This is a genomic window from Rhodococcus sp. P14 (genome assembly GCF_000256505.1).
GTDB lineage: Bacteria > Actinomycetota > Actinomycetes > Mycobacteriales > Mycobacteriaceae > Rhodococcus > Rhodococcus ruber.
The window spans coordinates 1-19917 of sequence record NZ_AJFC01000297.1; the positions used below are offsets into that span (position 1 = coordinate 1).

The window sequence follows — 19917 nt, forward strand, 5'->3', positions numbered from 1 at the left end:
TAGGCGAAGCCTTGGTCGACCTCGCCGAGGACGGCGGAGTCGGGCACGAACAGGTCCTCGAAGAAGACCTCGCAGTGGCCACCGATCATGGCGCGGTCGATGGTGTCGATGTGCCGGCCGACGGTCAGGCCGGGAGTGTCGGCGGGCGCGAGGAACATCGTCGCCCCGCCGCGCTGGCCGGGTTCGCCGGAGGTGCGGGCCATGATGATGAAGAAGCCCGCACCGTCGGCACCGGTGATGAAGTACTTGCGGCCGTTGATCTTCCAACCGCCGGGGGCCTTCTCGGCGCGGGTGGTCAGGGCGTTGGGATCGGATCCGGCACCGGGGGCCGGTTCGGTCATCGCGAAGCCGGACCGCACGTCGCCGTGGGCGAGCGGCGCGAGGAACTGCTCCTTCTGCTCCGCGCTGGCGATGTGCGCGAGCATGTGCACGTTGCCCTCGTCGGGCGCGGCGATGTTGAGCGCGATCGGTCCGAACAGCGAGTACCCGGCCGCCTCGAACACCGGGGCGCGGTCGACCATGCCGAGACCGTGGCCGCCGTACTCGACGGGCGCGTGCGGCGCGAAGACCCCGGCTTCCTTGGCCGCCTGCTGCAGCTTCACCCGCAGGTCGTCGCCGCCCGCGGCAGTGATGTCACCGTTGTGGGCGTCCTCGACGGGCAGCACGTGCTCCCGGACGAACTCCTCGGTCTTCGCCACCAGCGCCTGGACGTGTTCCGGGTACGACAGATCGACAGCCATCGCGATTCCTCCTCCTCACCCCGACCGATCGATCGCTCGGTTGCTTCAACCGTGACATACCCCACCCCGCCGGGTCAACCCAGGGCGCCCTACCGGGCGTCTGCCGCGCCGGGCCTACCGGGCGTCTGCCGCGCCGTGCCTACCGGGCGTCTGCGGCGCCGGGCCTACCGAGCGCCTACCGCGCAGCGTGCGATCGCGAGGTAGCGGCGGACGACCTCGTCGGGGGACAGCGGTCCGTCCGGCCGGTACCACGAGGCGACGGCCACGCACATGGTGGTCACCGCCCGGCTCGCATCCTCCGGGAACGCGGTGCCGAACTCCCCCTTCGCCACCCCGTCCCGGACGATCTCGTCCAGCATCCGCTGCTGCTCGTCACGCAACGCGATGTACGCCTTCCGGTTACCCGGTTCCATGCTGCGCATCTCGGTGGAGGCGACGAACGCCTGGTTGCGCCGGAACATGTGGAACCGCAGCAGCGACTCGACAACGGCGTCGAACCGCTCGGACGGTGTCGGTCCGGCCTCCGCCAGGGCCTGCTTGCTCCGGTCGAGCAGGTCGCGCATCACCAGCGTCGTCAACGACACCAGCAGTGCCTGCTTGGACGGGTAGTGGTGGTACAGACCCGGAACCGACAGCCCGGCCCGGGCGGCGACCTCCCGTATCGAGGTGCCGTCGTACCCCCGCTCGGCGAACGCCTCGAGGGCGGCCTCGAGGGGCTTCGGCAGGGTCGACGGCCCGTACTGCCGCCACGTCCCCGGTTCGACGGCTTCCTCACGCGTTTCCATGGCATCACCGTAGGCGACCCCCCGGCGCCGTCGTCACCAGTCGTGCTCTCGCACTTCCGCTGCCGGTCCGAACTTCCCACCCCTCCCGCCGACCACAGGAGAAGGTCTATTATCTGCGTATGCATGCAGACAATGGACCATGTCGGCGGAGACTCGACGACGACCAGGTCGGGTTGGTCGTCGAGGTGTTCCGCATGCTTGCCGACGGGACCCGGGTTCGACTGTTGTGGGCCCTCGTCGACCGGGAGTTGTCGGTGACCGAACTGGCCGAGCATGTCGGTAAGGCCGCCCCGTCGGTGTCGCAGCATCTGGCCAAGCTGCGGATGGCGCGACTGGTGCGGACCAGGCGCGAGGGCACGACCATCTACTACAGCCTCGAGAACGAGCACATCAAGCAGTTGGTGACCGATGCCGTGTTCAACGCGGAACACGCCGGCCCGGGTGTGCCGGGGCACCACCGCGCCGACGCCGGACTGCGCACCCTGCACGAAGGCTCCGGTCGAGCCGGCCTGCAGCAGGAGGCCACATGACCTCCCGGCGCGGCCACGGCCACGGCGACCACGGGCACGGCCACGGCGACCCCGGGCACGGCAGCCACGAGCACAGCAGCCACGAGCACAGCAGCCACAGGCGTTCGGGGCTCGTCGGCGCCCTGAGGGATGTGTTCGCGCCGCACAGCCACGACTCGGCCGACAGGGTCGATTCCGCCCTGGAATCAAGCAACATCGGCATCCGTGCCGTGAAGATCAGCCTGGTCGCCCTGGCCGTGACGGCGGCACTACAGGTCGTCATCGTCGCCGCGTCCGGTTCCGTCGCGCTCGCCGCAGACACCGTGCACAACTTCTCCGACGCACTGACCGCCGTGCCCCTGTGGATCGCGTTCGTGCTCGGACGTCGGGCCGCCACCAGGCGATTCACCTACGGGTACGGCCGGGCCGAAGACCTCGCCGGGCTGTTCGTGCTGGCAATGATCGCCCTGTCCGCGGTGATCGCCGGCACCGAATCGATTCGGCGCCTGATCGATCCCGTCCCCATCGAACACCTCGGCTGGGTCGCACTGGCCGGGCTTGTCGGGTTCATCGGCAACGAACTCGTCGCGGTCTATCGGATCCGGGTGGGCCGGCACATCGGCTCGGCGGCCCTCGTCGCGGACGGCCTACATGCCAGGACGGACGGATTCACTTCTCTGGCAGTTCTTTTCAGCGCCGGCGGGGTCGCACTGGGTCACCCTGTCGCCGATCCCGTGATCGGAATCCTCATCACCGTCGCCATCGTGCTGGTTCTGCGCACCGCCGCCCGGGACGTCTTCCGCCGGTTGATGGACGGCGTCGATCCGGAGCTCGTCACCACAGCCGAACGCGTCCTGTCGGGCCGGGTCGGCGTCGACCGCGTTCGCAGCCTCCAGATGCGCTGGATCGGTCACCGTCTGCACGCCGATGTCGAGCTCGACGTCGATCCGGGGCTCAGTCTGAGCGCTGCGCACTCCGTCGCTCACGAAGCCGAGCAGGCACTGATCTCCGCGGTCCCGCACCTCACCACGGCACTGGTGCACGCCTATCCTCCTCACGAAACGGAACTGCACGCCACCTGAGGCCCGTTGCTCGACCTGCGTCGTGCAGTACGGACCGAACCCCGGTCAGGACACGCCGGTTCCGGGTTGCCCGTGGACGCAGGGGGTCGCACAGGTCGAGGGTGCGGTTCGCGTGCGGCCCCTCCGGGACGTTCCGGCCGCGCGTCGGCGACGTCCGCTCGACAGTCCGGACCGGTGGCATGCGACGACGCCGGAAGACCGAACGAGCGGCGGATCCGTCGTGGGATCCGCCGCTCGTTCGCCCGCTCACTCAGTAGTCGTCGTCGCCGTAGAGCACCATGCCACGCAGGTTCCGGCCCTCGTGCATGTCGGCGTAGCCGTCGTTGATGTCCTCGAGCCGGTACGTCTTGGTGACCAGCTTGTCGAGTTCGAGCTGCCCGCTGCGGTAGAGGTCGAGCAGCTTCGGGATCTGCGAGCGCGGTCCGACGCCACCGAAGATCGCACCCTGCAGCCGCTTCTGCAGCAGGGTCAGCTCGAACAGGCTCAGCGTCACCTGGGTGTCGGCGGCGCTGCCCATCCCCACCACGACCACCTGACCGCCCTTGCCCGTCAGCGCCATGGACAGGGCGATGATGTCGCCGTGGATCTCGCCGACGGTGATGATCGTGACGTCGGCCATCGCCCCCCAGGTGATCTCGCCGATCACCGGCAGCGCCTCCTCGATCGAGGCGAAGGTATGGGTCGCCCCGAACTTCTTGGCCTGATCGCGCTTGAACTCCACCGGGTCGACGGCCACGACGTGCCGGGCACCCGCGTGTGCGGCACCCTGTACCGCGTTGATGCCCACGCCGCCGATGCCGATCACGACGACGGAGTCACCCACCTTGGTGCCGCCGATCGCCGTCGCGGAGCCCCAGCCCGTGGCGACGCCGCAGCCGAGCAGGGCGGCCTTGTCGAGCGGGATGTCGTCCTCGATCTTGATGACCGACGCTTCGTGCACGGTGACGTACGGCGCGAACGTGCCGAGCAGGCACATCTGGATCACCGGGTCACCGTTGAGCGTCACCCGGTGGGTCTTGTCGGCGATCGCCTGCCCGGTGAGGAGGTTCGCCCCCTCGTCGCAGATGTTCTGCAGGCCCTTCGCGCACGCGCGGCACCGCCCGCAGGCCGGGATGAAGGCGAGCACCACGTGGTCGCCCTCCCGGATGTTGGTGACTCCGGGCCCGACCTTGGTGACCACGCCGGCGCCCTCGTGCCCGCCGAGGACGGGGAAGGACGGCATCGGCGTCGCGCCGGTGCGCAGATGTTCGTCGGAATGGCACAGCCCGGACGCAGCCAGACGTACCTGTACTTCGCCGGCGACCGGATCGCCCAGGTCGATCTCCTCGATCTCCCACGGTTGATTGAGCCCTTTGATCACCGCAGCCTTGGTCTTCACGAACCCTCCCACCGGATCCACTGTGAACTGTGTCACCATGAGTAGAGCAGGACGAGCGTCCGAACGGACGACTTTGAGGATCTCCCCAGGACGCGAGTTACCTGATACCTTGGGTAACAGAAATGTCCCCACGGAGGTACAGATGATCCACATCCGCCACAGCGCCGTCGCGGAGGTCCCCCTCGACGTGGCGTTCGCCTACCTCGACGACCACCGCACGGTCCCCGAATGGATGTACGGCGTCCACCGCTTCGAACCGGTGGGGTCACAGGTCAACGGCATCGGCGCGATCTTCGACGCCACCATGCAGATCGGGCCGAAGGGCCTCGATTCGCGCCTGGCGATCGTCGACTGGGAACTCGACCGCAGGATCGTCCTCGACTCCATCGCCGGATTCCGCACCTCCTCGTGGTGGGAACTCGCCGACCTCGGCGACGGCCGGGTCCGTCTCGACGTCGACTTCGCCTACCAGCTCCCCGGCGGGCTGGCCGGGCGGGCACTGGGCAAGCTCATCGAACCGGTGGTGAGTACCGCGATCCGCCAGACGGAACAGGCGCTGCGCTCGAATCTCGGCCACGTCGCCTGAGCGCGCGCCGGCCTCGGGCGGGGCAATTCGCGCGCTCGTCCGGAATCCGCCCGCACTGCTGCCTGGGCGGATTCCGAAGGTGCGAGCAAGTCCGCTAGGTTCCCGGCGGAGGTTCCGCCGTATGACTGACGATCGCCGCATGATCCACGTGCGCCACGACGGGGTGGCCCACGTCGAACTCGACACCGCCTTCGCATACGTCGCCGACCACCGCACGGTCCCGGAGTGGATGTACGGCGTGACCCGCTTCGAGCCCGTGGGCGAGCAGGTCCGCGGCGTGGGCGCGGTGTTCGACGCGTGCATGCGGATCGGTCCGGCCGCCTTCACCTCCCGGCTCGAGATCGTCGAGTGGGAGGACAACCACCGGATCGTGCTGAGCTCGATCTCCGGCTTCCGCACCCGCTCGGCGTGGCAGTTCGACGACCTGGGCGACGGCGACATGCGGCTCGCCGTCGACTTCGGCTACCAGCTGCCCGGCGGCCCGGCCGGGCGTGCGGCCGGGCTGCTCATCGAGCCCCTGGTGGGCACGATCGTGCGGCGGACCGAGAACGCGCTGCGGGACCAGGTCGTCCGGAACGCCTGATCCCGCAGCCCTGATCCCGCAGCGCGGAAGAGATCAGAAGTTGCCGCGCGCTTCCTGCTCCCGCTCGATCGCCTCGAACAGGGCCTTGAAGTTGCCCTTGCCGAAGCCGAGCGAACCGTGCCGTTCGATCAGTTCGAAGAAGACGGTCGGCCGGTCGGTGATCGGCTTGGTGAAGATCTGCAGCAGGTAGCCGTCCTCGTCGCGGTCGACGAGGATGCCGCGCTTCTGCAGCTCCTCGATCGGCACCCGCACCTCGCCGATCCGGGCCCGCAGCTCGGGGTCCTCGTAGTAGGCGTCCGGGGTGGCGAGGAACTCCACGCCCTCCTCACGGAGCCGGTCGACGGCGGTGAGGATGTCGTTGGTGGCCAGCGCCAGGTGCTGTGCGCCGGGACCGCGGTAGAAGTCGAGGTACTCGTCGATCTGCGAGCGCTTCTTCGCCACGGCCGGCTCGTTGAGCGGGAACTTGACGCGGTGGTTGCCGTTGCAGACCACCTTGCTCATCAGGGCCGAGTAGTCGGTGGCGATGTCGTCGCCGATGAACTCGGCCATGTTGGTGAATCCCATGACGCGGTTGTAGAAGTCGACCCACTCGTCCATGTGGCCGAGCTCGACGTTGCCGACCACGTGGTCGAGCGCCTGGAAGATCCGTTTGGGAGCGCCGTCGCGCTTGCGGTAGGTCGACGACTTGTCCACGTAGCCGGGCAGATACGTGCCGGAGTACCGCGAGCGGTCGACGAGGGTGTGCCGGGTCTCGCCGTAGGTGGCGATCGCGGCGAGACGCACCGTGCCGTGCTCGTCGCTGATCTCGTACGGCTCCTCGAGCACCGTCGCGCCCTGGGCCCGGGCGTGCGCGACGCACTTGTCGACGTCGGGCACCTGCAGCGCGATGTCGACGACGCCGTCGCCGTGCCGGCGGTGGTGGTCGACGAGCGGGCTGTCCGGATCCACCGCACCCTTGACGACGAACCGCACCGCACCGCTCCGCAGGACGTAGGCGTGGTGGTCGCGGTTGCCGGTGGTGGGACCGGAGTAGGCGATCAGTTCCATTCCGAACGCGGACTGGTAGTAGTGCGCGGCCTGCGTGGCGTTACCCACCACCCACACCACCGCGTCCCAGCCGCTGACGGGGAACGGGTCCCGATCGGCGTCGTACTCGACGAGGCCGACGAGCTGCCGCAGTTCCTCGGCGTTCAGCTGGGCGAGCTTCTCGCTGTCGGTAAGGGTGAACTCGAGAGTCATGGCGATTCCTCCTGCCGCCGGACGCGGCGCCATCGGTGTGTCGTGTGTCACCAGGAAAAACCTGTCGCGAGGACGGCGCAATCTCCCCCTTTTCAGCTGGCCCACCTGACTGGAATACGAGGGATGCCGGGCGCACCGCTATACAATCGGTACAGTTTCCGCCGCCTCTTCGGAAGGAACGGCCATGCGTGACACCGTGCAGCTGGACGAGTTGGATTTCGCGCTCCTGGAAACGCTGCACACGGATCCGAAGATCGGTGCGCTGGAGTTGTCCCGGCGGTTGCGGGTGGCGCGCGCGACGGTCTCGGCACGGGTGCGCCGGCTCGAGGAGTCCGGCGTCATCGCCGGCTACGAACCGCGCCTGAACCTGGCGGCGGCCGGATTCGAGGTCCAGGCCTTCGTGACGATGGAGATCGTCCAGGGTGCGCTCGAAGCCATCACCGATGTCCTCGAAGCGATTCCCGGGGTGCTCGAGGCGTTCGCGACGACCGGCGCCGGCGACATCCTGTGCCGGATCGCCGCGGACTCCCACCTCGGGCTGCAACAGACGCTGATCGAACTGAACCGCTCGTCGATCGTCGCCCGGTCGACCAGCGTCATGGTGTTGTCGGAGGTGGTCCGCTACCGGGCCATGCCCCTGCTGCGCACCCTCCAGCCGGGCAGAACCGCCAAAGCGCCCGCCTACCGCCGGTAGAGCTGACGACCGGCCCACCAGCCCTCCCCCGCAGAAAACGGCGGCACAGCTCTGCACACTGCACAGAAAATCGGCATCCCGCTGCGCTACAGCTCTTCAGGCTGATCAGTAGCGCAGGCCGCACTTGCGCGGCGTTTGTAACCACGGTCACAGTCTTCTTCATTCGCCCGCACCCGGGCACCGCACCGTCCCGACTCCCGAGAGAAGACATGAAGAACCTGCTGACCCGTTTCGAGGACAAGGCCCCCGAGATCGTCTTCGAGTGGCACGACACCGAGACCACTGCCCGCGGCTGGGTCGTCATCAACTCCCTGCGCGGTGGAGCGGCCGGCGGCGGCACCCGCATGCGCCGCGGCCTCGACCGCCGCGAGGTCGAGTCCCTGGCCAAGACCATGGAGGTCAAGTTCACCGTCTCCGGTCCGGCCATCGGCGGCGCCAAGTCCGGCATCGACTTCGATCCGTCCGACCCGCGCAAGGACGGGGTGCTGCGCCGCTGGTTCGCGGCCGTCGCGCCGCTGCTGCGCGCCTACTACGGCACCGGCGGCGACCTCAACGTCGACGAGATGACCGAGGTCGTGCCGCTCACCGAGAGCAACGGTCTGTGGCATCCCCAGGAGGGCGTCGTCAACGGGCACTTCGCCGCGGACGAGCGCGAGCGCATCCAGCGGGTCGGGCAGCTGCGGCTCGGTGTGGCCAAGGTCGTCGAGGACACCCGCTTCACCCCCGCCCCGGACGCGAAGTACACGGTGGCCGATCTCATCACCGGCTGGGGCGTCGCCGAGTCGGTGCGGCACCACTACCGCATCTACGGGGACGCGGCCGGCAACCGCGAGCTCACCGGCAAGCGCGTGCTCGTCCAGGGCTGGGGCAACGTCGGGGCGGCCGCGGCCTACTACCTGGCACAGGCCGGCGCCCGCGTCGTCGGCATCATCGACCGCGACGGCGGCATCCTCGACACGGACGGACTCGACTTCGACGAGGTGCGCACCCTGCTGCTGACCAAGAACGGCAACGCGCTCCGCAGCGACCGGATGCGTCCCTTCACCGAGGTGCACGACGCGATCTGGGATCTCGGCGCCGAGGTCTTCCTCCCGTGCGCCGCGTCCCGGCTGGTCACCCGCGAGCAGGTCGACCGTATGGTCGCGGCGGGCCTCGAGGTGATCGCCAGCGGCGCGAACGTCCCCTTCGCCGACGACGAGATCTTCTACGGTCCCACCTACGAGCACGCCGACAAGTCCGTCTCGGTGATCCCCGACTTCATCGCCAACAGCGGCATGGCCCGCGCCTTCGCGCAGCTCATGGAGGGCGACGTCGAGGTCTCCGACGCCGCGATCTTCGGTGACGTCTCGGACACCGTCGCCGGGGCGCTGCAGCGCTGCCACGAGCGCAGCGCCGACCATACGGGCGTCGCGGCCACGGCGTTCGAGATCGCCCTCGACCAGCTGGTGCCGGCGGGGGAGCGCATCGATGACTGACACCTTGGCCACCCCACCGGCCACCACGGCCGCGCCCGCCCCACGGGCGATGCTGCATCAGGCGATGCGACCGCGGCAACTGGTGATGATGAGCCTCGGCGGCGCGATCGGCGCGGGCCTGTTCGTCGGCTCCGGCGCCGGCATCGCGGTCGCCGGCCCGGCCATCCTCGTCTCGTTCCTCGCCGCTGCAGCCCTCGTGGTCCTCATCATGCGGATGATGGGCGAAATGGCGGCCGCGAACCCCGCCAGCGGTGCGTTCTCGGTGCACGCGGAGAACGCCCTCGGTTCCGTCGCCGGTCGCACCATCGGCTGGCTGTACTGGATCCAGGTGGTCATCGTGATCGCGGCGGAGGCCACCGGCGCCGCCGCCATCACCGCCGCCTCGATCCCCGGGATCCCGCAGTGGGCCGCGGCCCTGTTCTTCATGGTCGTCCTCACCGGCGTGAACCTCGTCGGCGTGCGCCGGTTCGGTGAGGTCGAATTCTGGTTCGCGGCACTGAAGATCGTCGCCATCGTCGCCTTCCTCGCGATCGGCGTCGCGATGATCGCCGGCTGGGTGCCGGCCTTCGACAGCACCGGGTTCGCGAACCTGACCGCACACGGAGGCTTCGCCCCCACCGGTATCGCCGGCATCGCCGCCGGACTGCTCATCGTGGTGTTCGCGTTCGGCGGCACCGAGATCATCGCGATCGCAGCCGCCGAGACCTCGGATCCGCGCCGCAACGTCGGCCGCGCGGTGCGCACGCTGATCTGGCGCATCCTGGTCTTCTACATCGGCTCGGTGCTGATCATGGTGACGGTGCTGCCGTGGACCTCCGAGGATCTTGTCACGGGACCGTTCGTCGCGGTGCTGAACGCCGGCTCGGTGCCGGGGGCCGCCGCCGTGATGACCGTGATCGTCGTGGTGGCGTTGCTGTCCTCGCTCAACGCGATGCTCTTCAGCGCCTCACGGATGATCTACTCGCTCTCGCAACGCGGTTCGGCGTACCCGGTGTTCGGCCGGGTGGCCGCCAACGGCGTGCCCCGCAACGCGGTCCTGGCCTCGGTGGCGTTCGGATTCGTCACCGTCGCACTCAACTACGTGCGTCCCGACAAGGTCCTGCCGCTGCTTCTCAACGCGGTCGGCTCGACCATCCTCGTGCTGTGGACGTTCGTGGCGGTCTCGCACCTCGTGCTGCGTAAGCGGGCACGCCGCGAAGGCACCGAAGACGCTCTGCCGCTGAAGATGTGGGGCTTCCCGTACCTGTCGTACGCGACGCTCGGCCTGCTCGCCGGCATCGCCGTGCTCGCACTGTTCGACTCGGCCGCGCGCACCCAACTCGTCGCGACCGGCGCCCTCACCGCGACGATCGCGGGCGCGTGCTGGCTCCTGCACCGCCGGCAGGCGGTCCGGCAGCCGTAACCGACCGTACAGACGACGACGCCGTGCGTCCTCCCGCAGGGGGGAAGGACGCACGGCGTCGTCGTGGTTCGGTCTCCGCCGTCAGTCCTTCGGACCACCGGCGACGTAGATGACCTGGCCGGAGACGAAGCCCGCGCCCTCGCTCGCGAGGAACGACGCGGTGTGCGCGATGTCCTCGGGCTTTCCGGTGCGGGCGACGGGGATCTGCGACGCCGCGGCGGCCTTGAAGTCCTCGAACGACATCCCGACCCGCTCGGCCGTCGCCGCGGTCATCTCGGTCTCGATGAAACCGGGGGCGATCGCGTTGGCGGTCACGCCGTACTTGCCGAGCTCGATCGCGAGGGTCTTGGTGAAGCCCTGCATGCCGGCCTTGGCCGCGGAGTAGTTGACCTGGCCGCGGTTGCCCAGCGCGGAGGTGCTCGACAGGTTGACGATGCGACCGAACTTGGCCTCCACCATGTACTTCTGCGTCGCACGGGACATGAGGAACGCACCCCGCAGGTGCACGTTCATCACGGCGTCCCAGTCGTCGACGGTCATCTTGAACAGCAGGTTGTCGCGGGTGATGCCGGCGTTGTTGATCAGCACCGTGGGATCGCCCAGTTCGCTCGCGACCTTCTCCACGGCCGCGGCGACGGACTGCTCGTCGGCGACGTTCGCACCGACGGCGAGGGCCTTGCCGCCGGCCGCCGCGATGGCCGAGACGGTGTCGGCGCATGCGGACTCGTCGAGGTCCAGAACCGCGACCTGGAATCCGTCCTCGGCGAGACGCTTGGCCACCGCGGCGCCGATACCGCGCGCGGCGCCGGTGACGATGGCGGTACGGGTGCTTGCTTCGCTCACTGCTTACCTCCGGTGTGGTTGGAAACTTCAGTTGATGGTGAGGCCGCCGTCGACCGCGATCGTCTGTCCGGTGACGTAACCGGCGGCCGCCGAGGTGAGCCACACGGCGGTGGCGGCGATCTCGGCGGGATCACCGGTGCGGCCCAGGACGATTCGCGGCTTCATGCTGTCGAGATAGCCGGGCTGGTATTCGTCGGTCATCTCCGTCTCGAAGAATCCCGGCGCGATGGCATTGACGCGGATGCCCTTGCGGGCCCCCCACTGCTGGGCCAGGTCGCGGGTCAGGCCGATCACGCCGGCCTTGCTCGCGGCGTAAGCGGCTTGCGGCAGTCCCGCGGTGGTGAGGCCCAGCACGGAGGAAATGTTGACGATGGCGCTGCCCGGCTGCATGACGCGCCCGGCGGCCTGCGCTGCCCAGTACGAACCGTTCAGGTTGATGTCGATGACGCGCCGGAACTGCTCCGGAGTCTCCTTGGTGGCCGGGACGGCCGTGCCGATACCGGCGTTGTTGATGAGGATGTCGACCTTGCCGAAGTGCTCGACCGCGGCGTCGACCATCCGCTGCGCCTGCTCGGGCTCGGCGATGTCGGTCTCGACGCTCAGCGCGCGGCGACCTGCCGCACGGACGAGTTCGGCGGTCTGTTCGAGCCGGTCCGCGCGACGGGCCGCGAGCACGACGTCGGCTCCGGCCTCGGCGAGGGCCTGGGCGAAGGCGACCCCGAGGCCGGAGGACGCGCCGGTGACGATCGCGACGCGGTCGTCGAGGCGGAACTTGTCGAGTACGGACATGGGGGTAGTCTCCTCCGAAAATTGGTACCTACGCGACTTGTATAGTTGAATTCGCGCTCGAGTTCAAGATCGTTTCTTCGAAAAAGGCGCGGTCACAAGCCCTTTCGGGCCCGCGACCGCGCCTCGTTCGCGTTCCGGTCGAGAGGGGTCAGCTCAGGCGCTCGAGCACCATCGCCATGCCCTGACCACCGCCGACGCACATCGTCTCCACGCCGAACTGCTTGTCGTGGGTCTGCAGGTTGTTGAGCAGCGTGGCGGTGATCCGCGCCCCGGTCATGCCGAACGGGTGGCCGAGGGCGATCGCGCCACCGGAGACGTTGAGCTTGTCCTCGTCGATGCCGAGCTCCCGGGCGGAGCCGAGCACCTGCACGGCGAACGCCTCGTTGATCTCGAACAGGTCGATGTCGGAGATGGTCTTGCCGGCGTTCGCGAGGGCCTTCTTGACCGCCTCGATCGGGCCCAGGCCCATGATCTCCGGCGACAGCCCGGACACGCCGGTCGAGACGATCCGCGCCAGCGGGGTCAGACCCAGCTCCTCGGCCTTGGTGTCGGACATGATCACCAGGGCCGCGGCGCCGTCGTTGAGCGGGCAGGCGTTGCCCGCGGTGATGGTGCCGTCGGGGCGGAAGACCGGCTTGAGCTGGCTCACGGCCTCGTAGGTGGTGCCGGGCCGGGGGCCGTCGTCGGTGGTCACGACGGTGCCGTCGGGCAGGGTGACGGGGCTGATCTCGCGCTCGAAGAAGCCGGACTTGATGGCTTCCTCGGCCCGGTTCTGCGACCGCACGCCCCACCGGTCCTGGTCCTCGCGGGAGATGCCGGTCATCGACGCGACGTTCTCCGCGGTCTGACCCATCGCGATGTACACGTCGGGCAGCAGACCCTCGCTGCGCGGGTCCGTCCACGCCGTGCCGCCCTCGGCGAGCGTGGCGGTGCGGGCCTCGGCGTCGGCGAACAGCGGGTTCTTGGTGTTCGGCAGGCCGTCGGCGTTGCCGGTGACGAAGCTCGAGACGGACTCGACACCGGCGGAGACGAACACGTCGCCCTCGCCGGCCTTGATCGCGTGCAGCGCCATGCGGGTGGTCTGCAGCGACGACGAGCAGTAGCGGTTGACGGTCACGCCGGGCAGGAAGTCGTAGCCCAACTGCACCGCGACGACGCGGGCGATGTTGAACCCGGACTGGCCGGCGGGCTGGCCGCAGCCGAGCAACAGGTCGTCGATCTGGGTCGGGTCCAGCTCCGGCACCTTCGCCAGGGCGGCGGCGACCATCTGGGTGGCCAGATCGTCCGGGCGCACGGTCTTGAGCGACCCCTTCATTGCCCGCCCGATGGGGGAACGGGCGGCGGAGACAATCACAGCTTCGGGCATCACGCGCTCCTTGTTCGGTGTTGACGCTTCGAGTCTCTACAGGCCCAGATCGCGGCCGATGAGTTCTTTCATGATCTCGTTGGTGCCGGCCCAGATCTTGGTGACGCGGGCGTCCTTCCATGCACGAGCCACACGGTACTCGTTCATGAACCCGTAGCCACCGTGGATCTGCACGCACGCGTCCAGGACCTCGGACTGCGTCTGCGCGCTCCACCACTTCGCCTTGGCCGCGTCCACGGCGGTGAGCTTGCCGTCGGCATGCGCCTCGACGGCCTGGTCGACGTACGCCTCGGCGACCTCGATCTTGGTGACCAGCTCGGCCAGCAGGAACTTGTTGTACTGCATGGCGCCGATGGCCTGGCCGAACGCCTTGCGCTCCTTCGCGTACTCGATGGTCTCGAGCAGGATGTGCTTGGCGTGGTGCACATTGTTGACCGCGGAGCCGAGTCGCTCCTGCGGCAGCATCTTCATCATCGAGATGAAGCCCATGCCCTCCTCGCCGATGAGGTTGGCGTGCGGGACGCGAACGTCCTTGAAGAACAGCTCTGCGGTGTCGGCCTCGGGCTGACCGACCTTGTCCAGCTTGCGGCCGTTCTCGAAGCCCTCCATCCCGCGCTCGACGGCGAACAGGGAGATGCCCTTCGCGCCCTTCGACGGGTCGGTGCGGGCCGCGACGACGACGAGGTCGCAGTTGTAGCCGTTGGTGATGAACGTCTTGGCGCCGTTGAGGATCCAGTCGTCACCGTCGCGCACGGCGGTGGTCTTCAGGTTGGCGAGGTCGGAGCCGCCGGACGGCTCGGTCATGCCGATGGCGCAGATGAGCTCGCCGGTGGCGCAGCGCGGCAGCCAGCGCTCGCGCTGTTCCTCGTTGCCCAGGTGGACGATGTAGGGGACGGTGATGTCCGAATGGATACCCATCGACGAGGACAGCGCCATGTTGGCCCGGGCGAACTCCTCGCCGAGGATGGCGTTGAAGCGGTAGTCGTTCGCCTCCATGCCACCGAAGCGCTCCGGGATCTCGAGCCCCAGGAAGCCGGCCTTACCGGCCTCGATCCAGATGTCACGCGGGATCTCGTGACGTTCGATGAGCTCCTCCGCACGGGGCATGACGAACCGGTTCACGAACTCGCGCGCCGACTCGCGGAACGCCTCGTGATCGGGGCCGTACAGGGTGCGTCGCATCAACCGCTCCTCAAATCTGTAAGCATCTGCTTATTTTCTAAGCGTGCGCTTATAGTGAACCGCGGCCGCTATCTTGTCAACCAGGCCGCAGCAGGAACGGGAGCACGACGTGAGCACATCCAGGGACGCGGTGATCAGCGGATCGAAGGCCGCGGCCCGGCTACGCGAGGCAGCCGTCGAGGTGTTCGCCGAGAACGGCTACGGCGGCACCACCACCCGCCAGATCGCCGCCCGCCTCGACATGAGCCCGGCCGCGATGTACCCGCACTACAAGTCCAAGGAAGAACTGCTCTACGCGATCAGCTACGAGGGCCACGATCTCGCCCTCGAGGTGGTGCGCACCGCCGACCTGCCCGACGAGGACGCCACCACGCGTCTGTCCACCGTCATCGCCCGGTTCGCCGAGTGGCAGGCCGAGCACCATCGCCGCGCCCGCGTCGTCCAGTACGAACTGACCGCCCTCACCCCGGAGCACTACCGCGTCATCACCGGCCTGCGCCGACGCACCACCCAGGTCGTCCGCACCATCGTCGACGCCGGGGTCGCCTCCGGCGAGTTCACCGTCCCCGACACCGAGGGCGTCACCCTGGCCCTGATGTCGCTGTGCGTCGACATCTGCCGTTGGTACCCCTCCGGCCGCTACAACGAGCCCCACGCCATCGCGAACCTCTACTCCGATCTGGCCCTGCGCCTCGTCGGCGCCGTCCGTTAGGATCTGCCCCACACGACGGATCGGGGGGTCCATGATCGGGGGGACGTCTTCGCGCGGCGATCGGCCGACTGCGCACGCAACGGATGTCGCGGGTGACCGGAGAGCGCGTCGGCCACACGCTCGCGCCGCGACCTACCGAGAACGACGACGGGTACGCACGCGTGGGTGGATCGTCGCCGTCGCGGCGGCGACGGCCGGCGCGTGCACCTCCGTCGCACCCCCGGAACCCACAGCACCCGCGGAGCCGCCGGCCACGTCGACCACCCGTGTGCCGCGCATCGTCGACGAATCCGACCGGCCCCCGGTCACGTTCGACCCCTGCCTCGACATCCCCGACCAGGTACTCCGCGACGCCGGCTACGACCCGAAGTCGGAGGAGGTCAGCGACTTCGCCGCGACGCACTACACATTCCTCGGGTGCAGCTATCAGGGCACGTTACGCATCCCCGGAGTTCTCCGCCGTTACGGACTCAATCTCAATTCCGGCAACATCACCTTCGCCGAAGTGCAGGAGAAGGTCGGCGGGTACGCGACCCCCATCGAAGTCGACGGCCGACGCGCCCTCCTCGAGGTCGACCCGAGCCTGCGCCACGCGTGTGCCGTCAACGTGGAGACGTCGTTCGGGGTCCTCATCATCTCGCGCGTCTACCACCCCGACCACGGCAACGGCGTCCCGCAAGGGGAATGGTGCGCCGGACTCGAGGACACCGCCGCGCGGATCTCCGTACTCATCGGCAACTGATCGGAAGGAACAAGGTGAGCAGACCGCTGCGACTCGACCCCCACACGATCGACGAGATCGTCGCACTATGCGACACCATGCTCGCGACACTGTCCCACGCGATCGACCGATCCGAGGACCTGACCCGAGCCGTGAGCTTCGGCGGATTCGAGTCCGCGGAACAACTTCGCCGAGGCTTCCTCATCAAGGCCAGAGGCACCCCGGAGTCCGCCTACGAGCGGCTCACCCAGTTCCACGAGGTCCTCACCCGCATGCGCGAGACCTTCGCCGCCGGCGGGCAGGGATTCCTCGACGCCGAGTACGACTGGGTCCGGCGTCTCGGCACGACCGACTCCACGTGAACGCCAGCACTTTTGCACCGCTCGACGAGTCACGCGATATCCGCGCGGGCGCCAGTCATCCGCGAACGCAATCGAGGGCGCGGACGACTGGGGACCGCGCGGATGCGACGAGGGCGATCGCGGCACCACCTGCACGGCCCGGCACGACTCGCCACAGGACTGTCCGGTCCGCTACGATCCTGCGCACTACCACGGAATCGGGGGGACTCCATGGGCATGTCAGTCGAGGCTTCACACGGCACCGGAAGACGCGCGGCGCGACACGTCGCGGTCGTGAGCGGAAGTGCCGAATAAATTGTCGTACAACGAGAATCCGATCCGGTCGATGCTCGATCCGCTGCTCGATCCCGCGGTGCCGGAGCGGGTCGACGCCCTGACGAACTGGCACACCAGCCTGGTTGCACGGCTCGACGGCAGCTTCGATCCGGACTATGCCACCGTGTTCGAGAACTTCCACAGCATGGAGCACGACGCCATCTACCGGGACGTCCAGAGAATGGACCCGGGTGCGATGAGGAGCCTGGCGGAGAGCTGGCGCGCGATCGCGACCGACATGAGCATCGGCTTCATCTTCGGAACCCAGATGATCTGCAACAAGATTGCCGAGGGATGGGACGGCGAGGCGGCACAGCAGGCCGTGGCGGCGACCCGCTCCTTCGCGACGTCGGCCGAACAACTGGTCGCCGCCCTGCTGGCGGTGTCGACGAAGCTGGCTGCGGCATCGGAGATCGCCACCGCCGTCCGAACCAATGTGCAACCACCGCCGATACGGATCCCGATGCCGTCGGGTGTGGTGGTGCCACAGGACACGGCGGAGTTCGCGCGGGCGGCGGAGGCTGCACGCACCGAGGCCGTGCGCGTCATGGAGTCGCTCTACGTCCCGCACTACCGCGAATCCGGCACGGCGGTCCCGATCCTGCCGTCCCCGCACGAGGCGACGGCAGGATCGGGACCGCTCGGACCGAGCCCAGCGGAGCGCCCCGCGGATAGTGCGAACGGCCGAGGTGGCGGTTCCGGGCCCGCGGGAGCCGGCAGCGACGGCCGACCGGTCACGGACACCGCGTCCCCCGACGCCCCAGCCCCCGACGCCCCAGCCCCAGACGCCCCTGCCCCAGACCGTCACGCGGCACCGGGCGACCCGACGACGGGTGCTGCCGAGCCCTCGACGACCGTCCCGGCCGCGACGACGGCGGCCGGCGCGACCACGACCCCGGAGCGCTCCCCTGGGGGATTCCCGGGCGGAACCGGCGGAGCGACGTCGGGGGGCGGTGGCGCGGGAGGCGCCGGCGCGGGGACCGGCGCCGGCGCTCCGGGACTCGGCGGACCCGGTCCCGTCGGCGGCGTGCCGATGGCGAACGGAACGACCGGTTCGGCGACGTCGGGTCCCGGCGCGCGCGCCGGCTCCGGCCGCGCGGGCGGCATGTACCCGGGCATGCTGGGCGCCCCCGCACGCCCGGCACGGGACGACGACGCCGCCCGCACGGTGCCCAGCTACCTCGTGGGCATCGACAACGGGAACGAGCTGATCGGTCCGATGCCGCTCACCGCGCCGCCGGTACTGGGGGTCGATCCGGCATGACGTGGCGGCTCACACCCGACCGGTTCCTCGCGCTGTGGACCGCGACAGGACTCGACGAGGTCCCGTTTCCCCTGCGCTACCGCTCGACCGCGCTGTGGGAGGACGAACACGCCGCGAACGTGGAGGCGGCCCACCGGTGGCGGCGCATGAATCCCGACGAGCAGCTCGCGGCGGCGATGGCGACGATGCGGCACGCGGAGGTCACCGTCGAGGCGTACGGGCAGACCTCGGCCGACTCCGAGCTGCGGCTGCGGGGCTGCATCAGGCACGACTCCGCGGTCCTGGTGCGACAGGAACCGGGGCGTGCCGGCGACTTCGTCGTCACGACCACGTCGGCGTACACCTTGGCGGACGCCGTCGTGCAGTGTCTGCCCGACGCACCCGCAGGCACGGCGCCGGCGCTGTCCGCGCCCACCGCGGAGGTGGCGGAGTTCTCGACCCCGACGCAGGTACTGCGGACCGCGCAGGCGCCGCCCGCAGTCCGATTGCGACGGCTGCTGACCGATCCCCGGTCCGGGACGGGCAACCTGCGGGTACTGTCCTCACCGGACGGTCTGACCTTCACGCCGGTCACCGATCTCGGTTGGTTCGACGTCGTCGGGGACGGCCGGTACCTGTTCCGGACGGGCCGCCACACCCACGTCTGTCCCGCGTCGCCGGAGCTGCTGCGCGACGAGCTGGCCCGCGCCGTCGACGGGGCTCGCGAGAAGCGCGGTCGGGTCGGCGATACCGGTTTACGCTGGGTTCATGGTTGAACGGGATCGAACCGTCGACGGTAGGCCGCAGAATGCCCGTCCGCGCGACGCGCTGGGGCGTCCTCTCCCCTACGGCGAGGAGGGTGTCGAGCGGGTCCCGGAGGACCTGGACCTCGAGCCCGACGAGGCGATCACCGAGGCCCAGCGGCTGCTCGACCACGGCCATCCGTTTCATGCGCACGAGGTGCTGGAGAGCACGTGGAAATCGGCGCCGGTCGAGGAGCGGCCCCTGTGGCAGGGGCTGGCGCAGCTCGCCGTGGGGCTGACGCATCTGCTGCGGGACAATCCGGCGGGTGCGGCGTCGTTGTTGCGGCAGGGGGAGGCGCGGATCCGGCACTACGAGGACGAGCCGCCGCACGGGCTGGACATCGACGGTCTGGCGGCGTGGGCCGAGCACCTGCTGACCGAGATCGAACGCGGCGAGCCGATTCCGGAACCGCCGATTCCCCGGCTGCGGCTGCCCTGATGCCCGTGCTCCCGATGTTCCCGCTGGGAACCGTGCTGCTGCCGGGCGACGCGCTTCCGCTCCATGTGTTCGAGCCGCGCTACCGCCGCCTGGTCCGGGACTGCCTCGCAGATCCGGACGGGCCACGATTCGGCGTCGTGCTCATCGAGCGAGGGCACGAGGTGGGGGGCGGGGAGACCCGCCACGACGTCGGCACGATCGCGCGGATCGTGATGGACACCGAACTCGACGACGGTCGATACGTCCTGGAGTGCATCGGGGAAGAGCGGATCCGGGTGAAGAACTGGCTTCCGGACGACCCGTACCCACGCGCGGAGGTCGAGCCGTGGCCGGACACGGTTTCCGGCCCGGTGGATTTCGCCGAACTGAGCGTGGGGCTCGGCCGGCTCTACGGTCTGCTCGACCGGCTGTCGAACGGTCGGATCGAACCGCCGAGCATCACCGAACTGCCCGACGAGCCGGGCGCGCGGCTGTTCGCACTGGCGCGGTTCGTTCCGATCGGCGAGGCGGACCGATTGCAGGTGCTCACGGCGCCCGGACCCGCCGAACGATCGGCGGTGGTGACCGAATGCGTCTCGAACGCAGTCCAGCTCGCCCAGTGGCGCCTCGACAGCATGTGAGATCGACCGATCCCGCGGACCGCGCAGAACCCCGTTCTCCCACGTCCCG

General features: G+C 69.1%; 22 protein-coding genes. 14 read left to right on the plus strand and 8 right to left on the minus strand.

All coding sequences use genetic code 11. From position 1 onward, the window contains the following. Window positions 1–740 (minus strand): acyl-CoA dehydrogenase family protein (locus tag OEY_RS0120740; RefSeq protein WP_010595694.1); only part of this gene is annotated, 740 nt, incomplete at its 3' end. Window positions 741–904: 164 nt separating this feature from the next. Continuing rightward, entirely contained in the window at window positions 905–1525 is a 621-nt protein-coding gene (locus tag OEY_RS0120745; protein WP_010595695.1) for a TetR/AcrR family transcriptional regulator, read from the minus strand. A 119-nt stretch (window positions 1526–1644) separates the two neighbouring features. Here OEY_RS0120745 and OEY_RS0120750 point away from each other — a divergent pair, with 119 nt between their 5' ends. Beyond that, window positions 1645–2055, plus strand: coding sequence for an ArsR/SmtB family transcription factor (locus tag OEY_RS0120750; RefSeq protein WP_051009397.1), 411 nt, complete (start codon window positions 1645–1647; stop codon window positions 2053–2055). Then, entirely contained in the window at window positions 2052–3116 is a 1065-nt protein-coding gene (locus tag OEY_RS0120755) for a cation diffusion facilitator family transporter (protein WP_010595697.1), read from the plus strand. Before OEY_RS0120750 ends, OEY_RS0120755 begins: the two co-directional genes overlap by 4 nt. Window positions 3117–3366: 250 nt before the next feature. On the opposite strand, the gene OEY_RS0120760 is transcribed toward OEY_RS0120755, so the two are convergent. After that, window positions 3367–4494, minus strand: a complete 1128-nt coding sequence (locus OEY_RS0120760) for an NDMA-dependent alcohol dehydrogenase (RefSeq protein ID WP_010595698.1) — start codon at window positions 4492–4494, stop codon at window positions 3367–3369. 142 nt (window positions 4495–4636) lie between these two features. Between OEY_RS0120760 and OEY_RS0120765 the strand changes: the two genes are divergently transcribed. Then, window positions 4637–5080 carry an SRPBCC family protein gene (locus OEY_RS0120765; RefSeq protein WP_010595699.1) on the plus strand — a complete coding sequence of 148 codons (444 nt, stop codon included), beginning with the start codon at window positions 4637–4639 and terminating at the stop codon, window positions 5078–5080. 139 nt (window positions 5081–5219) lie between these two features. Beyond that, the gene (locus tag OEY_RS0120770; RefSeq protein WP_017679732.1) at window positions 5220–5663 is read left to right on the plus strand and encodes an SRPBCC family protein; all 444 of its coding nucleotides are present in this window, start codon (window positions 5220–5222) and stop codon (window positions 5661–5663) included. Window positions 5664–5696: 33 nt separating this feature from the next. Here OEY_RS0120770 and hppD read toward each other — a convergent pair whose 3' ends face one another. Continuing rightward, on the minus strand, window positions 5697–6902 hold the full coding sequence (gene hppD / locus OEY_RS0120775; RefSeq protein WP_010595701.1) for a 4-hydroxyphenylpyruvate dioxygenase: 1206 nt from the start codon (window positions 6900–6902) through the stop codon (window positions 5697–5699). A gap of 184 nt (window positions 6903–7086) precedes the next feature. Here hppD and OEY_RS0120780 point away from each other — a divergent pair, with 184 nt between their 5' ends. From OEY_RS0120780 to OEY_RS0120790, 3 genes are all read left to right on the plus strand, one after another. Then, window positions 7087–7596: an Lrp/AsnC family transcriptional regulator gene (locus tag OEY_RS0120780; RefSeq protein WP_010595702.1), complete on the plus strand. Its 510-nt coding sequence runs from the start codon at window positions 7087–7089 to the stop codon at window positions 7594–7596. Window positions 7597–7805: 209 nt separating this feature from the next. Then, window positions 7806–9071, plus strand: a complete 1266-nt coding sequence (locus OEY_RS0120785) for a Glu/Leu/Phe/Val dehydrogenase dimerization domain-containing protein (protein ID WP_010595703.1) — start codon at window positions 7806–7808, stop codon at window positions 9069–9071. Continuing rightward, entirely contained in the window at window positions 9064–10473 is a 1410-nt protein-coding gene (locus OEY_RS0120790; RefSeq protein WP_010595704.1) for an amino acid permease, read from the plus strand. Before OEY_RS0120785 ends, OEY_RS0120790 begins: the two co-directional genes overlap by 8 nt. Before the next feature lie 81 nt (window positions 10474–10554). On the opposite strand, the gene fabG is transcribed toward OEY_RS0120790, so the two are convergent. The 4 genes from fabG to OEY_RS0120810 all read right to left on the minus strand — a co-directional run bounded on the left by fabG (window position 10555) and on the right by OEY_RS0120810 (window position 14653). Next, a complete protein-coding gene (fabG, locus tag OEY_RS0120795) occupies window positions 10555–11316 on the minus strand; it encodes a 3-oxoacyl-ACP reductase FabG (RefSeq protein ID WP_010595705.1) in 762 nt (253 codons plus the stop codon). A gap of 27 nt (window positions 11317–11343) precedes the next feature. After that, a complete protein-coding gene (locus tag OEY_RS0120800) occupies window positions 11344–12105 on the minus strand; it encodes an SDR family NAD(P)-dependent oxidoreductase (protein WP_010595706.1) in 762 nt (253 codons plus the stop codon). 148 nt (window positions 12106–12253) lie between these two features. Further along, window positions 12254–13471 (minus strand): acetyl-CoA C-acetyltransferase, encoded by a 1218-nt coding sequence (locus OEY_RS0120805; RefSeq protein WP_010595707.1) that lies wholly within the window; start codon window positions 13469–13471, stop codon window positions 12254–12256. 36 nt (window positions 13472–13507) lie between these two features. Continuing rightward, window positions 13508–14653 (minus strand): acyl-CoA dehydrogenase family protein, encoded by a 1146-nt coding sequence (locus OEY_RS0120810; protein WP_003934461.1) that lies wholly within the window; start codon window positions 14651–14653, stop codon window positions 13508–13510. A 109-nt stretch (window positions 14654–14762) separates the two neighbouring features. Between OEY_RS0120810 and OEY_RS0120815 the strand changes: the two genes are divergently transcribed. The 7 genes from OEY_RS0120815 (at window position 14763) to OEY_RS0120845 (ending at window position 19868) form a co-directional block, all read left to right on the plus strand. Continuing rightward, the gene (locus OEY_RS0120815; RefSeq protein WP_010595708.1) at window positions 14763–15365 is read left to right on the plus strand and encodes a TetR/AcrR family transcriptional regulator; all 603 of its coding nucleotides are present in this window, start codon (window positions 14763–14765) and stop codon (window positions 15363–15365) included. Window positions 15366–15534: 169 nt separating this feature from the next. Further along, a complete protein-coding gene (locus tag OEY_RS0120820) occupies window positions 15535–16107 on the plus strand; it encodes a DUF3558 domain-containing protein (RefSeq protein WP_029540143.1) in 573 nt (190 codons plus the stop codon). Window positions 16108–16121: 14 nt separating this feature from the next. Next, window positions 16122–16448, plus strand: coding sequence for a hypothetical protein (locus OEY_RS0120825; RefSeq protein ID WP_010595710.1), 327 nt, complete (start codon window positions 16122–16124; stop codon window positions 16446–16448). 325 nt (window positions 16449–16773) lie between these two features. After that, entirely contained in the window at window positions 16774–18027 is a 1254-nt protein-coding gene (locus tag OEY_RS0120830; protein WP_225222988.1) for a WXG100 family type VII secretion target, read from the plus strand. Then, window positions 18024–18782, plus strand: coding sequence for an ESX secretion-associated protein EspG (locus OEY_RS0120835; protein ID WP_010595712.1), 759 nt, complete (start codon window positions 18024–18026; stop codon window positions 18780–18782). The genes OEY_RS0120830 and OEY_RS0120835 overlap by 4 nt, the downstream gene beginning before the upstream one ends. Continuing rightward, window positions 18775–19248 (plus strand): DUF309 domain-containing protein, encoded by a 474-nt coding sequence (locus OEY_RS0120840; RefSeq protein ID WP_010595713.1) that lies wholly within the window; start codon window positions 18775–18777, stop codon window positions 19246–19248. The genes OEY_RS0120835 and OEY_RS0120840 overlap by 8 nt, the downstream gene beginning before the upstream one ends. Beyond that, window positions 19248–19868, plus strand: a complete 621-nt coding sequence (locus tag OEY_RS0120845; protein WP_010595714.1) for an LON peptidase substrate-binding domain-containing protein — start codon at window positions 19248–19250, stop codon at window positions 19866–19868. The genes OEY_RS0120840 and OEY_RS0120845 overlap by 1 nt, the downstream gene beginning before the upstream one ends. Window positions 19869–19917 lie beyond the last annotated feature (49 nt).

Excerpts from the sequence above, each read along its gene's own strand:
- OEY_RS0120745 (WP_010595695.1), bottom strand. The coding sequence starts at position 1,525 with ATGGAAACGCGTGAGGAAGCCGTCGAACCGGGGACGTGGCGGCAGTAC.
- OEY_RS0120750 (WP_051009397.1), top strand. The coding sequence starts at position 1,645 with ATGCATGCAGACAATGGACCATGTCGGCGGAGACTCGACGACGACCAG.
- OEY_RS0120755 (WP_010595697.1), top strand. The coding sequence starts at position 2,052 with ATGACCTCCCGGCGCGGCCACGGCCACGGCGACCACGGGCACGGCCAC.
- OEY_RS0120765 (WP_010595699.1), top strand. The coding sequence starts at position 4,637 with ATGATCCACATCCGCCACAGCGCCGTCGCGGAGGTCCCCCTCGACGTG.
- OEY_RS0120770 (WP_017679732.1), top strand. The coding sequence starts at position 5,220 with ATGATCCACGTGCGCCACGACGGGGTGGCCCACGTCGAACTCGACACC.
- hppD (WP_010595701.1), bottom strand. The coding sequence starts at position 6,902 with ATGACTCTCGAGTTCACCCTTACCGACAGCGAGAAGCTCGCCCAGCTG.
- OEY_RS0120780 (WP_010595702.1), top strand. The coding sequence starts at position 7,087 with ATGCGTGACACCGTGCAGCTGGACGAGTTGGATTTCGCGCTCCTGGAA.
- OEY_RS0120785 (WP_010595703.1), top strand. The coding sequence starts at position 7,806 with ATGAAGAACCTGCTGACCCGTTTCGAGGACAAGGCCCCCGAGATCGTC.
- OEY_RS0120790 (WP_010595704.1), top strand. The coding sequence starts at position 9,064 with ATGACTGACACCTTGGCCACCCCACCGGCCACCACGGCCGCGCCCGCC.
- OEY_RS0120800 (WP_010595706.1), bottom strand. The coding sequence starts at position 12,105 with ATGTCCGTACTCGACAAGTTCCGCCTCGACGACCGCGTCGCGATCGTC.
- OEY_RS0120805 (WP_010595707.1), bottom strand. The coding sequence starts at position 13,471 with ATGCCCGAAGCTGTGATTGTCTCCGCCGCCCGTTCCCCCATCGGGCGG.
- OEY_RS0120810 (WP_003934461.1), bottom strand. The coding sequence starts at position 14,653 with ATGCGACGCACCCTGTACGGCCCCGATCACGAGGCGTTCCGCGAGTCG.
- OEY_RS0120830 (WP_225222988.1), top strand. The coding sequence starts at position 16,774 with ATGCTCGATCCGCTGCTCGATCCCGCGGTGCCGGAGCGGGTCGACGCC.
- OEY_RS0120835 (WP_010595712.1), top strand. The coding sequence starts at position 18,024 with ATGACGTGGCGGCTCACACCCGACCGGTTCCTCGCGCTGTGGACCGCG.
- OEY_RS0120840 (WP_010595713.1), top strand. The coding sequence starts at position 18,775 with ATGGTTGAACGGGATCGAACCGTCGACGGTAGGCCGCAGAATGCCCGT.
- OEY_RS0120845 (WP_010595714.1), top strand. The coding sequence starts at position 19,248 with ATGCCCGTGCTCCCGATGTTCCCGCTGGGAACCGTGCTGCTGCCGGGC.